Source organism: Bradyrhizobium sp. LMTR 3 (assembly GCF_001693485.1).
GTDB lineage: Bacteria > Pseudomonadota > Alphaproteobacteria > Rhizobiales > Xanthobacteraceae > Bradyrhizobium.
This window is the reverse complement of sequence record NZ_MAXC01000055.1, coordinates 46,299-59,558: the sequence shown is the minus strand read 5'-3', so window position 1 is coordinate 59,558 and position 13,260 is coordinate 46,299. Positions and strand designations below refer to the sequence as shown.

The 13,260-nt window shown below is 62.5% G+C and carries 12 protein-coding genes; 3 read left to right on the top strand and 9 right to left on the bottom strand.

Features of this window, described 5'->3' with window-relative positions; translation table 11 throughout:
- Positions 1 to 15: 15 nt before the first annotated feature.
- Genes LMTR3_RS34475 through LMTR3_RS34465 form a run of 3 tightly spaced genes read left to right on the top strand, consistent with a single transcriptional unit; the run spans position 16 to position 3,928 of the window.
- Positions 16 to 771: a hypothetical protein gene (locus LMTR3_RS34475; protein ID WP_065749414.1), complete on the top strand. Its 756-nt coding sequence runs from the start codon at positions 16 to 18 to the stop codon at positions 769 to 771.
- Positions 772 to 780: 9 nt separating this feature from the next.
- Positions 781 to 2,631 carry a type I secretion system permease/ATPase gene (locus LMTR3_RS34470; protein ID WP_065749413.1) on the top strand — a complete coding sequence of 617 codons (1,851 nt, stop codon included), beginning with the start codon at positions 781 to 783 and terminating at the stop codon, positions 2,629 to 2,631.
- Positions 2,618 to 3,928 (top strand): HlyD family type I secretion periplasmic adaptor subunit, encoded by a 1,311-nt coding sequence (locus tag LMTR3_RS34465; protein WP_065749412.1) that lies wholly within the window; start codon positions 2,618 to 2,620, stop codon positions 3,926 to 3,928. Before LMTR3_RS34470 ends, LMTR3_RS34465 begins: the two co-directional genes overlap by 14 nt.
- A gap of 257 nt (positions 3,929 to 4,185) precedes the next feature.
- Here LMTR3_RS34465 and LMTR3_RS34460 read toward each other — a convergent pair whose 3' ends face one another.
- From LMTR3_RS34460 to LMTR3_RS34420, 9 genes are all read right to left on the bottom strand, one after another.
- Positions 4,186 to 5,163, bottom strand: coding sequence for a tripartite tricarboxylate transporter substrate-binding protein (locus LMTR3_RS34460; protein ID WP_065749411.1), 978 nt, complete (start codon positions 5,161 to 5,163; stop codon positions 4,186 to 4,188).
- 51 nt (positions 5,164 to 5,214) lie between these two features.
- Entirely contained in the window at positions 5,215 to 5,931 is a 717-nt protein-coding gene (locus tag LMTR3_RS34455) for a GntR family transcriptional regulator (protein WP_065749410.1), read from the bottom strand.
- Between the two features lie 80 nt (positions 5,932 to 6,011).
- On the bottom strand, positions 6,012 to 6,782 hold the full coding sequence (locus LMTR3_RS34450) for an SDR family oxidoreductase (protein ID WP_176722058.1): 771 nt from the start codon (positions 6,780 to 6,782) through the stop codon (positions 6,012 to 6,014).
- Positions 6,783 to 6,799: 17 nt separating this feature from the next.
- On the bottom strand, positions 6,800 to 7,183 hold the full coding sequence (locus tag LMTR3_RS34445) for a carboxymuconolactone decarboxylase family protein (RefSeq protein WP_065749409.1): 384 nt from the start codon (positions 7,181 to 7,183) through the stop codon (positions 6,800 to 6,802).
- 35 nt (positions 7,184 to 7,218) lie between these two features.
- Complete coding sequence (locus tag LMTR3_RS34440; protein ID WP_065749408.1) at positions 7,219 to 8,439, bottom strand: ABC transporter substrate-binding protein; 1,221 nt, start codon at positions 8,437 to 8,439, stop codon at positions 7,219 to 7,221.
- Positions 8,440 to 8,480: 41 nt separating this feature from the next.
- Positions 8,481 to 9,740, bottom strand: a complete 1,260-nt coding sequence (locus LMTR3_RS34435; RefSeq protein WP_065749407.1) for an ABC transporter substrate-binding protein — start codon at positions 9,738 to 9,740, stop codon at positions 8,481 to 8,483.
- A 32-nt stretch (positions 9,741 to 9,772) separates the two neighbouring features.
- Positions 9,773 to 10,480, bottom strand: coding sequence for an ABC transporter ATP-binding protein (locus LMTR3_RS34430; protein WP_065749406.1), 708 nt, complete (start codon positions 10,478 to 10,480; stop codon positions 9,773 to 9,775).
- On the bottom strand, positions 10,467 to 12,239 hold the full coding sequence (locus LMTR3_RS34425) for a branched-chain amino acid ABC transporter ATP-binding protein/permease (protein WP_176722057.1): 1,773 nt from the start codon (positions 12,237 to 12,239) through the stop codon (positions 10,467 to 10,469). Before LMTR3_RS34425 ends, LMTR3_RS34430 begins: the two co-directional genes overlap by 14 nt.
- A 2-nt stretch (positions 12,240 to 12,241) precedes the next feature.
- Complete coding sequence (locus LMTR3_RS34420; RefSeq protein WP_065749665.1) at positions 12,242 to 13,180, bottom strand: branched-chain amino acid ABC transporter permease; 939 nt, start codon at positions 13,178 to 13,180, stop codon at positions 12,242 to 12,244.
- Positions 13,181 to 13,260 lie beyond the last annotated feature (80 nt).

Sequence of the window (13,260 nt, the reverse complement as noted above, 5' to 3'; positions counted from 1 at the left end):
CTGAGGAGTTAGAGAATGGCATTGGTACTGAACTACTCAAGCGCGAGCAGCAACCTTCCGGCCTTCCTGAACAACTGGATCGACAATTTCGAGTATCGTGGCACCGGCGGCTTCAACGCCGTCAGGAACGTGTCGGACCAATGGTATGCTGGAACGCGTATCGTGGGTGGCGTGGACAATGACAAGTCGTCCGTGATCGTGAATGGAACGGATTTCAGCTATACGCCCGGTGTTGTCGATGGCACGGTCTCCACGCTGACGCTCGGAAGCAATCTCGCTTACGTCTCGTCCACCGATCAGTGGGTGCAGGATGAAGGACTGTCGGTCGATTTCAGCGGCGCAACGCTGACGCCGGCTTTCGACGCTGCGATTACCGACCTGTCGCAGAACGGCGGCCTGGATGCGCTCTATGGCTATTTCGCCGAGCAGGGCACCATCCAGAACGGCACCGTTGGCAACGATGTCATGCTGAGTTTTGCCGGCAATGATACGCTCACCGGCAATCTTGGCGATGATACCTTCACTTTTGCCGATGGTTGGGCCGACGACGTCATCGCTGATTTCGGTACCGATACCGGAAATGACGACGTTATCGATCTGCAGGCGGTGACGGGCATTTCGAGCTATGCCGATCTGTTCCTCAACCACAGCAACTGGTGGGACAATACCGGCGTTCTCACAATCACCGACGGCACGAACACGCTCCAGTTGGACGGCTATGTCGGAACCGACATTGCCAACCTGATTCTCTGCGGCAATATCCTGGTCTGAGAGCGGTCCGTGCTCAAAATCCCGCATGGCAAGCCGTCGCAGCCCTTGGCTGCGGCGGTCGTGTCGCCGTTCGCGCCAGCGCTTGCCGGAACTGCGGTGGTCAGCGGCGTGGTCAATATCCTGGCGCTGACGTCGCCGCTGTTCATGCTGCAGGTCTATGACCGCGTGTTGGCGAGCCGCAGCGTGTCCACGCTGGTCGGGCTTGCGGCGTTGGCCGCGGTTCTGTTCGCATTTCAATCGATGCTGGATGTGATCCGCGGTCGCGTATTGCTGCGGATCGGTGAGAGCGTCGATCGCAGACTGTCCGGCCGCGTGCATGCGGCGATCGTCCGGTTGCCACTCGAGGCTCGGATGCCGGGCGACGGCCTGCAGCCGCTGCGCGATCTCGACAATGTTCGCGGCTTCCTGTCCGGGCAGGGGCCTACGGCCCTGTTCGATCTGCCATGGATGCCGCTCTACCTCGGCATCTGCTTCCTGTTCCATTCCTGGATCGGAATCACCGCGCTTGTGGGCGCGATCGTGCTGGTGTCGCTCACCGTTATCACAGATGTGCTGTCGCGCGGGCCGACGCGCGCTGCGACGCAGCACGGCATGGTGCGCAATGCGCTGATGGAGGCCGGCCGGCGCAATGCCGAGGTGGTTTGCGCCATGGGGCTTGGCCGTCGCGTGGTGGAACGCTGGCAAAAGGCGAATACGGATTATCTCGCCGCAAACCGGCGCGCCGGCGACATCGCCGGCGGCCTCGGCGGTGTGTCCAGATCGCTACGTATGATCCTGCAATCGGGCATGCTGGCGGTTGGCGCTTATCTGGTCATCAGGCAGGAGACGAGCGCTGGCGTCATGATCGCGAGTTCGATCATGATGGGCCGCGCGCTGGCGCCGGTCGATCTCGCGATTGCAAGCTGGAAGCCTTTCCTGATGGCGCGGCAGAGCTGGAGCGGGCTTAAGGAACTGTTCGCGCTAATACCTGAGACGCCTGCGATCATGGCGCTGCCGAAGCCGCAGCGCGAGTTGCGCGCCGAAGCGATCAGCATCAGGCCTCCCGGCGAGAAGAAGCCAACCCTCACGGGAGTCAATTTTGTGCTGCCGGCGGGAAGCGCGCTTGGCATCATCGGCCCGAGCGGCAGTGGAAAATCTACACTTGCGCGCGCGCTGGTCGGCGTCTGGACGCCGGCAAGCGGCAAGGTGCGCCTCGATGGCGCGGGGTTCGATCAATGGGACCGGGAAGAGCTGGGTCGCCACGTCGGCTATCTGCCGCAGGGTGTCGAACTGTTCGACGGCACCATCGCCGAAAACATCTCGCGTTTTGAAACTGATGCCGATGCCGGCGCCATCATCGCTGCGGCCCGTGCGGCGGGCGCACACGATCTCATTCTCCGCTTTGACCGCGGCTACGAGACCCGGATTGGCGAGGCTGGCTCGGCCTTGTCGGCAGGGCAGCGGCAGCGCATCGGTCTCGCCCGCGCGCTTTATGGTGATCCATTTCTCGTCGTGCTCGACGAGCCCAACGCGAACCTCGATGCGGAAGGCGAGAAGGCCGTCGTCCAGGCAATGACGTCCGTGCGTGAGCGCAAGGGTATCGTCGTTGTCGTTGCTCATCGTCCCAGCGCGCTCGGCGTGGTGGACCTCGTGGGCGTCATCGAAGCAGGAAGAATGAAGGCCTTTGGACCACGTGACGAGGTGCTGTCGCGCGCTCTGAAGGCTGCAAATCCCCCGCCGGCAACGATGACGACGGCTGCCGGCTATTCGACCGGTTTCCGCGCCACCGCTCCGTTCCGCGTTGTCGCGACGGCGGCCACCGAACCGGGTACAGGCCGTTCGCCCGACCAGTATACGGATGACATCAATGTCGAACGCTGATCATGTCGTCCTCGCGCGCTCGATCCGGCGTCATCTCCTCGTCGGTGGCCTCGCAAGTCTGTTTCTCGTGGCAGGGATCGGCGGATGGGCGGCGGCGACAAATCTGGCCGGCGCCGTGGTCGCGACCGGACATTTCGTCGTCGATTCCTATGTGAAGAAGGTGCAGCATCCAACCGGCGGTGTGGTTGGCGAAATCCTGGTGCGCGAGGGCCAGCGCGTCACCGCGGGTGACGTCGTAATGCGGCTGGATGCGACGCAAACGCGTTCCAACCTCGCCATCGTCACCAAGCGGCTGGATGAATTTGCCGTGCGGCGCGCGCGGCTGGAAGCAGAGCGCGATGAAGCGCCGGCGATCTCGTTTCCCGCGGCGTTGATGGTGCGCGTCGGCGACAGCGACGTCGCGCAGCTACTGGCGGGGGAACGCAAGCTGTTCGAGCTTCGCCGTGAAGCTCGGCTCGGTCAGAAAGCGCAGTTACGCGAACGTATCCTTCAGTACGAGAAGGAAATACGTGGCCTGATTTCCCAGGAAGATGCGAAGGTGCGAGGCATCGCGCTGATTGAGCGTGAGCTCACGGGTGTGCGTGAACTCTGGGAGAAGGGTCTCGTGCCGATCCAGCGCATGATGGCGCTGGAGCGCGAAGGCGCCAATCTGGACGGTGAGCGCGGCCGGCTTGAGGCAGCGCAGGCCCAGTCCGGCGGCAAGATCGCGGAGACACGGCTTCAGATCATCCAGATCGATCAGGACCTGCGCAGCGAAGTGGCCAACAGCCTGCGTGAGATTGAAGCGCAAACGGCCGAGTACGTCGAGCGCAAGGTTTCGGCAGAGGACCAGTTGAAACGCATTGATCTCGTCGCGCCGCAAAGCGGCTTGGTGCACGAGCTTGCAGTTCATACGGTGGGTGGCGTGATTTCTCCGGCCGATACGATCATGCTGATCGTGCCTGATAGCGACAGGCTGGCGCTGGAAGCGCAGATACAGCCGCAGGATATCGACCAGATCCGGCTGGGCCAGCGAGCGGTTTTGCGGATGTCGGCCTTCAATCAGCGAACCACACCGGAGCTGAACGGGGCGGTCAGTCGTATTGCCGCCGATCTGACGCAAGATCAAAAGAGCGGATTATCCTACTATGTCGTTCGCATTGCCGTGCCGCCGCAGGAGCTTGCGCGGCTCGGCAAGCTCGCGCTCGTGCCGGGAATGCCGGCCGAAGCATTTATTCAGGCCGGCGACCGAACGGTCATCTCCTACCTCGTCAAGCCGCTGCGGGATCAGATCAATAGAGCGTTCCGCGAGGAATAGCGCTGGTGTACCGCACTTTGCACGCGCCGCTCCTCATCGGAGTTTCGATAATTCGCTGATCCGATCCGATTTCTGGAGAGCGAGACCGCAATTGTAGTCGTCCAGCTCCATGGTTATGAGGCGATGTGCGCTCATTGGTCGGCGCCCCGCCCAGTAGTTCTCGATGACGCGCGATAGGGCGCCAACGTCTTTGCGATGCGGCCCAGCCGTTTTGCATGATGAGCCGGCCTACTCTGCGAAGGGTGAAGGGAGTTGGGTTATTGGGGCTCGATACCTGCTTGCTTGATGATGCGCGACCATTTGGCAGTTTCGGCCCGAAGGAAGGCATCGAGCGCCGCCGGCGTGGCCTGCTCCTGCTCGACCGGCGTCATGCTCAGCTCGGCGAAGCGGTTGACCAGCGGCGGATCCTTGAGCGCCTTTTGCAAGGCGGCGACCAGCGCATCCACGATGGGCTTGGGCGTGTTGCGCGGCGCATACATTCCGTACCAGGTGGTAACGTCGAACGCCGGTACGCCGGCCTCTGCCGAGGTCGGCACATTCGGCAGGGTCGCCGCCCGTTTCTTGCTGGTAATCGCGTAGCCCGGAATGGTACCGGCCTGTATATGGGGCGTCGGCCCGGTTGCAGGATCGCAATAGACGTCGATGTGACCGGCGATGATGTCGTTGAGCGCCGGTCCGCCGCCCTTGTAATAGATCGGGGTGAGCTTTGCGTCGATCGCGTTCATGAACATCAGCCCACAAAGATGCGAGGCCGAGCCGAGGCCCACATTGCCGTAGGTGACCTTGTCGCCTTGGGCGCGCACATAGGCGACAAGTTCTTTCAGGTCCTTTGCTGGGAAATTCGCTCGCGCCACCAGAAGCATCGGAACGTCGGTGACGAGACCGATCGGCGCAAAATCGCCAATCGGATCGAACGGCAGCTTGGCGTAGAGCGCTGGTGCGGTGGCCTGGCCGACATGCATCAGCAGCAGCGTGTAGCCGTCCGGCGCTGCCTTGGCGACGCGATTGGTGCCGAGCGTGCCGCCGGCGCCCACGACGTTCTCGATGACGATCGACTGCTTCAGCGTCGCGCTCATCGATGTTCCAAGCAGCCGCGCGATCACGTCGCCGGGTCCGCCGGCCGAGAACGGAACGACGAGGGTGATCGGCCGGTTCGGGTATTCCTGTGCGAAAGCCGGCGGCGCCTGCAACGACAACATTAACGGCAACAGCAAAATCGTTTTGAAGAACCTCATTGCAATTTCCTATCTGCCGTCCGTCTGTCTGGAAGCCTTGGCCGGGACCGGCTATTCCTCGGCCACTGCTTTTTCCTTTTGAGCGGATGATTGCTCGATCATGCTGAGCGCGGCCACCGCGGCCGCCTTGACGTGGTCGACGCAACATTGCTCGGCGAGATCGGGATCGCCATTCTGGATCGCGCGCCAGATCGCGGTGACCTCGCGCAGGCTCTTGTTGATACGTTTCGGATGCGACATCGAAGTAATTCGCAACAGCGTAATGCGGTCGTGCAGCGGTCTGAGCATTCGCTCGATGAAGGCGTTCTGGCAGCCGCCGATCATTGCCGCATAAAAATCCGTCTTGGCTTCCAGGGCGGCAGTCAAATCGCCCTGGGCGAATGCCGCCTTCAGCCGCGCCAGCGCTTCCCCGATTCTGCGCACCACGTCCGGATCGCGGAGACGGGCGCATTCACGGCCGGCAAATCCTTCGAGCACGGCGCGCGCCGCGTATAACTGCTTTGCTTCCTCGAGACTGATGGTGCTGACCACCGGACCGCGGTGAGGGACCGTATTGACGAGACCATCCGCCTCCAGCACCCGGAGCGCCTCGCGGATGGACGGCCGGCTCACGCCCATCATCTCGCAAAGCTCCCGTTCGACCAGGCGCTGGCCCGGCTTCAGCCTTCCCGACATGATCGCTTCGCGCAGCTTTTGCGCGACCATCGAGCGGACGGTCGGAACGTCCTCGATTCGAAGCGTGAATTGCAGTTCACCGCGTTTGTTCATCGTCTACCGCCCAGGTACCGGCATTGGTTCAATAGCGATTTACGGGCAGAATCATCATCTCCGCAATCGGACATTCGTGCTCATGCGGCGGCCCAGCCTCCATCGATCGGCAGGGTCGCGCCGGTGATGTCCTGTCCAGCCGGGCTGGAGAGGAAAACAACCATCGCTCCGACGCTTTCCATGCCGATGAACCGTCCGCTCGGCTGGCGCGCCGCCAGATAGTCGCGCGTCGTCTCATCAACGGCCCGGCCTTCGTCGGCGGCAATCGATGCAATCTTTCGCTGGATTGCCGGCGTTGGCAGGGTGCCCGGGCTGATCGCGTTGCAGGTGATTCCGCTCGTTGCCGTTTCGATCGCGACGGCCCGGGTCATGCCGAGGATGGCGGTCTTGGTCGTCACGTAGTCGATGCGGTCGGCAATGGCGCGGGTCGAGTAGATCGAGGCCATGTTGATGATGCGGCCCCAATTGCGTGCCTTCATCGCAGGTAATGCCAGACGGATCAGGTGAAACGGCGCCAATAGATTGACGGCCAGCGCTTCATCCCATCGCTCGGGTGCGAAATTCTCGATCGGCGCGAAATGCCGGACCACGGCGTTGTTCACCAGGATGTCGATTGCGCCCAGCCCGAGCAAATCGGCCATCATGGCTTCGATGGATGCGCGCTGGGACAGGTCCGCGGCAACGCTGGTCACTTCACCATCAAAGCGAGACCGAAGCTGGTCTGCCGTCGCTTTCGGTTCGACGAGATCGTGAAGGATGATGTTGGCGCCCGCACCGGCAAGGCTTTCCGCCACGGCAAGTCCCAGTCCTGCCGTCGCGCCGGTCACGAGTGCACGCTTTCCCTTCAGCATCGCGGTTGCGACTCCGGTTACTTCTTCTGATCCAGCTCGGCGAAGACTTCCCGCGCATTGCGAAAGGCGTCGACGCCGGCCGGCACGCCGTAATAGATTGCGACCTGCATGAACACTTCGCGTATTTCCTCGCGGGTCGCGCCGTTGGTCAGCGCGCCCCGAACGTGAGTCTTGAGCTCGTGCGGGCGATTGAGCGCGCACAGCATTGCGAGGTTAAGCAAGCTGCGGGTCTTGTGCGAAAGGCCGTCACGGCCCCACACATAGCCCCAGCAATACTCTGTCGTGAGGTCCTGCATCGGACGATTGAAGTCATCGGCCGTCGCAATGGCTTTGTCGACGAATTCATCGCCGAGAACGCTTTTGCGAATTTTGAGTCCGCGGTCGTAGGTTGCCTTGTCCATGACGATTTTCCCTGCGGGTTCACCGTTAGCGCTAGTTAGCTCTTGGGCCAGAACGGCTGGGCCAAGGCCAGTTGCGGCGGGAAGACGGTCACGGGTACGCCGGACTGCCACTGCACGATGGTCATGCCGGCGCCGACACGGCGACCCTTTTCGTCGAATTTGATCTCGCCGAGCGGATAATATTTCGAGGGGCCGCCGTCCATGGAGCGTAGCGCGTCGGCGACCGCGACCCGGTCGGCCTTGCCAGCCTTCTCCAGCGCGTCCTTGATGATCCACATGTCGCCGTAAGTGGAGATCGCGTTCTGCGTCATCCACGGTTCCTTGTAGCGGGATTTGAGCTCGGCGATCAACGCCTCGTGGCCCTTGGCGCCCCAGCTCGCGACGCAGGTGAGCACGCCCTGCAGCAATTCCGGGCTGACGGTCTGCAGCATGTCGGGCTCGGCGATGGCGATGCCGAACGAAATGGTCGGGATCTTGCCTTGTCCCAGGCCAAACTCGTTCATCTTCTCGAGCAGCAGTTTTGCGTCGGAAATCACGGTCGGCAGGAAGAAGAGCAGGTCGGGCCTGGCCGCTCGGACCTTTTGAACCAGCGAGGTGGCGTCGGCGAGGGGCGGGGTGAAGGTTTCGTCGACGATCAGTTGCAGGCCGTTTTCGGCGAGCAGGCCCTCCCGCATCGACTTCGCCGAGGCGACCGATGCACCGGTGTTGTCGGTGACGATCGCAACCGTCTTGGGCTTCTTGCCGGAAGCGGTTTCCGCAAGCTTCACGATCTGCGGCAGGGCCTGCTTGGCCTGCGAGCCGGCCGTCGCGGACGTCTGGAACACGTATTTGAAGCCGCGATCGGTGATCAGATCGGAGTAGGACAGGGTGAGGACCGGCAGATTGGCGCGCTCCGTCACTTCGGTGACCGCGAGCGTAAACGAGCTCAGATAGGCGCCGCTCGCCGCCACCAGGTCTGGCTCCTGCGCCACCATGCGCTGCGCCGCGTTCTTCGCCTTTTCCGTGGTGTCGCCGGAATCGAGGACGACCAGCTTGAGCCTGGCGCCGCCGAGCGACTTCACGCCGCCCTGCGCGTTGATGTGCTCCACCGCCATCTCGGCCCCATGGCGCATCACCAGCCCCGGCCGTGCATAGAGACCGGAGACTGGCACCAGCAATCCAACTTTCACTTCAGATGGTGCTTGCGCCCACGCACGGGGCGCCACTAGTCCGATCGAGGCGCCGGCAAGCAGCGTTCGTCGCGTAATCTTGCTCATGACAATGACTCCTTGAAAATCTCGAAAGAGGCTTGTTCAGATCAGGAAGACTTCTTCGGCCAGAAAGGCGCCGCCTGCGCGAGATCGGGCGGGTAGACGGTGACGGGCACGCCCGACTGCCACTGCACGACCACCACGCCGGCGCCGACGCGACGGCCCTTTTCGTCGAACTTCAACTGGCCGCCGGGATAGTGTTTCGAGGGGCCGCCATCCATCGTCCGGAACGCTTCCGCGACCGCACGCCGATCGGCCTTGCCAGCATTCTCAAGCGCCAGCTTCATCAGCCACATGTCGCCATAGGTCGAGATGACGTTCTGCGTCATCCAGGGCTCCTTGTACTTGGCCTTGAGCTCGGCGATCAGGTCTTCATGGCCCTTCGAACCCCAGTTCGCGACGACCGTCATGATGCCCTGGACGACTTCAGTGCTGACACTTTGCAACATGTCGGGTTCGGCAATCGTGATCGAGAACGAGACGGTGGGGATCTTGCCCTGGCCAAGCCCGAACTCATTGATTTTCTCGAGGCCGAGTTTGGCGTCGGATACCGCATTGGGCATGAAGAGCAGCAGGTCGGGACGGGCCGACCTGACCTTTTGGATCAGCGGCGTGGCGTCGGAAAGCGGCGGTGTCCAGACTTCCTCCAGGATCAACTGAAGGCCTTCCTGCGCGAAGATCTTCTCCTTCAGCGCCTTCGCGGTCGCAACCGACGTCGCCGTATTGTCCATCAGCATCGCGACCTTCTTCGGACGCTTGCCCGATGCGTTCTCGGCGAGCTTCATCAGCTCGGGCAGGCCGAGTTCTGACTGTCGGCTTGCGGGTGCCGCGGTCTGGAAGATGTATTTGAAGCCACGCTCGGTGAGCAGATCCGAATAGGAGAGGGTGAGCATCGGCAGTTCGGCGCGCTCGGTAACCTCGGTCACCGCCAGCGTGAAGGAGCTGAGATACGATCCGGTCGCGGCCACCAGGTCAGTCTCCTGAGCTACCATGCGCTGCGCGGCGTTCTTGGCTTTTTCGGTGGTATCGCCGCAATCGATCACAACCAGCTTGAGCTTGGCGCTACCGAGCGACTTGATGCCGCCCTGCGCATTGATGTGCTCGATGCCCATCTCCGCGCCCATGCGCATCACCTGGCCGGGGCGGGTATAGATGCCGGAAAGCGGCACGATCAGGCCGACCTTGACCTCGGCCGGCGCTTGCGCCCGCGCGAACGACGAAAGTCCCATGGCAGCCGCGCCGGAAAGCACGGTCCGGCGCGTGAGCGACTTTGTGGATGCCTTGCTGGCTTCTCCTTGCTGGCTCATTTTTCCTCTAGTTCCTTGTTGATCGTTCGTTGTCACATGCCGAGATAGGCCTTGCGTACGCGGTCATCCGCGCGCAAGGTCTCGTTGTTGCCCTGGAGCGCGACGCGGCCGGCTTCGAGGACGTAGCCGTGATCGGCGGATTCCAGTGCTTCCGCCACGCGCTGTTCGACGAGCAGAATTGTCAGCTTCGACTGCCGGCGAATCTCGATCAGCCGTTCGAAGATGAAATCGGCTACGGTGGGTGCGAGCCCCATCGAAGGTTCATCCAGCATCAGAAGCTTTGGCGAAGACGCCAACCCCCGGCCGATCGCCAGCATCTGCTGCTGTCCGCCTGACAACGTTCCCGCGAACTGGTCGCGGCGCTCGGCGAGCACGGGCAGCCATTCGAAGATGCGCTCGATGTTGCGCTTCCAATCGCGGTGGCCTGCTTCGGTCATCGCGCCCATTTCCAGATTTTCCATCACGGTGAGCGAGGGAAAAACCTGGCGGCCTTCGGGAACATGGGCGATGCCGAGATGGGGCCGTCGCGCGGGATGAACCGACAACAGGTCGGTCCCCTCGAAGGTGATCGTACCGGCGCTCGGCCGCACGATTCCGGAGATCGTCTTGAACAGCGTGGTCTTGCCGGCGCCGTTCGGGCCGACGATAGCGACGAACTGGCCGTGTTCGACCTTGATCGAGACGCCGTTCAGAACCGGAATGGCCGAATAGCCGGCGGTCAGTCCTTCAATGTGGAGCATGGGCCACCCACTTCTTGCCGAGATAGGCCTCGATGACGCGGCTGTCGCGCGTGACGGCTTCCGGTTCGCCCTCCACAATGACGGCGCCATGGTCGAGAACGAGGAAACTGTCGACCAGGCGGACCATGGCCTGCATGGTGTGTTCGATGATCGCGATCGTCATGCCGTCGCGGGCGAGACGCTGGATCACCGCCACGACCTCATTGGCTTCGTCATGCCCGAGCCCTGCCAGCGTTTCGTCGAGCAACAGGATTCGAGGCTGCCCGGCGAGCGCGCGGGCCAATTCCATCAGCCGTAGCTCCTTGGTCGTGAGCTCGCCGGCAATGCGGTCGGCAATGTCGGACAGACCGACCCGCGCGATCGCCTCGGTCGCCAGCCGTTTCGCTTCGGCGTCCGTCCTGGCGCGGACATAGGCGCCCACCACGACATTGTCCGAGATCGACATGCGCAAGAACGGACGCATGATCTGGAAGGTCCGGCCGATGCCGGCCTCGCAGAGCTCGTGCGGCTTGCGGCCTGACATGTCGCGCCCGTCGAGGAGAATCTCGCCGGTGCCGGGTCGCAGGAATCCGTTCAGCAGGTTGAACAGCGTGGTCTTTCCGGCGCCGTTCGGACCGATGATTCCAAGGATCTCGTTGCGCCGCAGTTTGAAGCTGACGTTCTGGACGGCTTTCAGCCCGCCAAAGGACCGCGACAGGTTGCGGACTTCGAGCACCACCTCGCCCGCGCCCCTGGATCGTTCCGGACGGGACGGATTGGCCATGGCGGCAGCAGGCTGAACTGGCGCGCTCGGGCTCGCTACAGCGGGTGAGGTCACTCGCTTCCGGAAGAAATCGCGCAGTTTCCAGAACAGTCCCTCAGGCGCAACCAGGATGACGGATATGATCGCAAGGCCGAATATCACGCCTTGAATGCCGGGAAAGCGCGAGCCCGCCTCGGCGTTGAGCGTTTCGGCAAGCGGGATCAGGATCACGGAGCCGATCACCGGTCCCCAGACCGTTCCGACCCCACCGAACATGGCGACCGTCAGCACCTGCGCGGACACCAGCATGCCGAACACCGATTGCGGGGTCACCACCAGCAGCACGACGGCATAGAACCCGCCGATTGCCCCGGCAATCGCTCCGCTCAGGGTGATGGCGCGCAGCTTCCAGGCCAGCGTGTTGATGCCGGCTGCTTCGGCAGCGGCTTCGTTCTGCTTGATCGCCAGCAGCGCCATGCCGAACCGCGATTTTTCGATCACTCGGGTGAGCAGGATCGTCGCCAGCATCATGGCGAGCGCCAGCAACGTGTAGAGACGGGGATCGGCAAATTGCATGTAGGCGATCGGAGTGTCGCGCTTGATCGGCAACGTGACTTCCTGGAAGCCGAGCCATTCGAACACGTAGAGAATGGCGAGCGGATAGGCGAGCATCGCCAGCGCGAAGTAGTGTCCCGACAACCGGAATGTCGGAAATCCGATCAGGAACCCGGCGATGCCGCCGAGCATGGCTGCAATCGGGATCAGCATCCACGGCGAAAGATCGAAATAGATCTGGCCGAGCGCTGTGGTGTAGGCACCAATTCCGAAGAACGCGGCATGGCCGAACGAGATCAGGCCGGTGTATCCGCTGAGCAGGTTCCACGACAGGCCGAACACCGCCCACACCGGTACCAGTGTCATCACCAGTTGGTAATATGAATTGGTGACGCTTAGCGACAGCACGGCATAGAGCGCGGTGAAGACCAGAATGGGGAGGAGCGATCGCAGGTTCTGCATCGTCACGTCCTCTCGACCATGCGTCCGAAGAAGCCTTGCGGACGGAAGAAGATGATCAGGAGGAAGACGACGAAGATCGCGGCGTTCTGCAGTTGCGTCGGCAGCACCAGCGTCGACATCTGCTGCACCAGGCCGATGGTCATGCCGCCCCAGAAGGCGCCGATGATGCTGCCCATGCCGCCGAGCACGACGCCGGCATACATGACGATGACGTATTCGACGCCGACAAAGGGATGAAATGGATAGTTGGTGGCGAGCAGGCCGCCGGCAATCGCTGTTATGCCGGTGCCGAGCGCGAAGGCAACGCGGTGCGCGCGATCGACGTCGATCCCCATATAGGTTGCCGCCGTCGGATTGTCGGCTGCGGCCCGCAGCGACTTTCCGAGCCGCGATCGCGTGATCAATAGCGTCAGCAGTATCATCGTTGCCAGCGAGACCACGGCGTCGATGCCGCGCGCCTTGTTGACGAAGATACTGATGTCATTGAACAACGGCCCGAGCTCCCAGGCCGAGCTCGACAGCGGCGTGCGGATCGATGCCAGCACCGAACCGAACACGATCAGGCCGCCGTTCTGCAGGATCAGCGCGATGCCGAGCGTCAGAATGAGCTGGGCATAGTGACCTTCACCCTCGAGGGAGGTGGTGCGCGTGCCCGATACGTGCGAGATCAGGACGAGATGAATCGCGTAACCGAACACCGCGAGCACTGGACCGGCAAGGAGAATCGCCACGAACGGCCCAAAGGCGTTGCCGAAAGTGGCCTGCACGCCGAGCGCGGTGAAGAAATAGAACGCCGCATACATGCCGAGCATCATGAAGTCGCCCTGGGCGAAGTTGATGACCCGCATGACCCCGAAAATCAGGCCGAGCCCGACACACATCAGGCCATAAACCGCACCGATCAGAAGTCCGGCGGTCAAGGCCTGCAGAAAGCCTTCCAGCGCTGCGGTCACCGCTCACCTCGCATCACAGGGGAGTACGTTTGCCCTGGGCTTGCTGCCGGCATCGTCGGCTCTGGCTT

Coding starts and splice junctions, on each gene's coding strand:
- LMTR3_RS34460 (WP_065749411.1), bottom strand. CDS start 5,163: ATGAGGTTCTTCAAAACGATTTTGCTGTTGCCGTTAATGTTGTCGTTG.
- LMTR3_RS34430 (WP_065749406.1), bottom strand. CDS start 10,480: ATGCTCCACATTGAAGGACTGACCGCCGGCTATTCGGCCATTCCGGTT.
- LMTR3_RS34455 (WP_065749410.1), bottom strand. CDS start 5,931: ATGAACAAACGCGGTGAACTGCAATTCACGCTTCGAATCGAGGACGTT.
- LMTR3_RS34425 (WP_176722057.1), bottom strand. CDS start 12,239: ATGCAGAACCTGCGATCGCTCCTCCCCATTCTGGTCTTCACCGCGCTC.
- LMTR3_RS34475 (WP_065749414.1), top strand. CDS start 16: ATGGCATTGGTACTGAACTACTCAAGCGCGAGCAGCAACCTTCCGGCC.
- LMTR3_RS34465 (WP_065749412.1), top strand. CDS start 2,618: ATGTCGAACGCTGATCATGTCGTCCTCGCGCGCTCGATCCGGCGTCAT.
- LMTR3_RS34450 (WP_176722058.1), bottom strand. CDS start 6,782: ATGCTGAAGGGAAAGCGTGCACTCGTGACCGGCGCGACGGCAGGACTG.
- LMTR3_RS34435 (WP_065749407.1), bottom strand. CDS start 9,740: ATGAGCCAGCAAGGAGAAGCCAGCAAGGCATCCACAAAGTCGCTCACG.
- LMTR3_RS34440 (WP_065749408.1), bottom strand. CDS start 8,439: ATGAGCAAGATTACGCGACGAACGCTGCTTGCCGGCGCCTCGATCGGA.
- LMTR3_RS34445 (WP_065749409.1), bottom strand. CDS start 7,183: ATGGACAAGGCAACCTACGACCGCGGACTCAAAATTCGCAAAAGCGTT.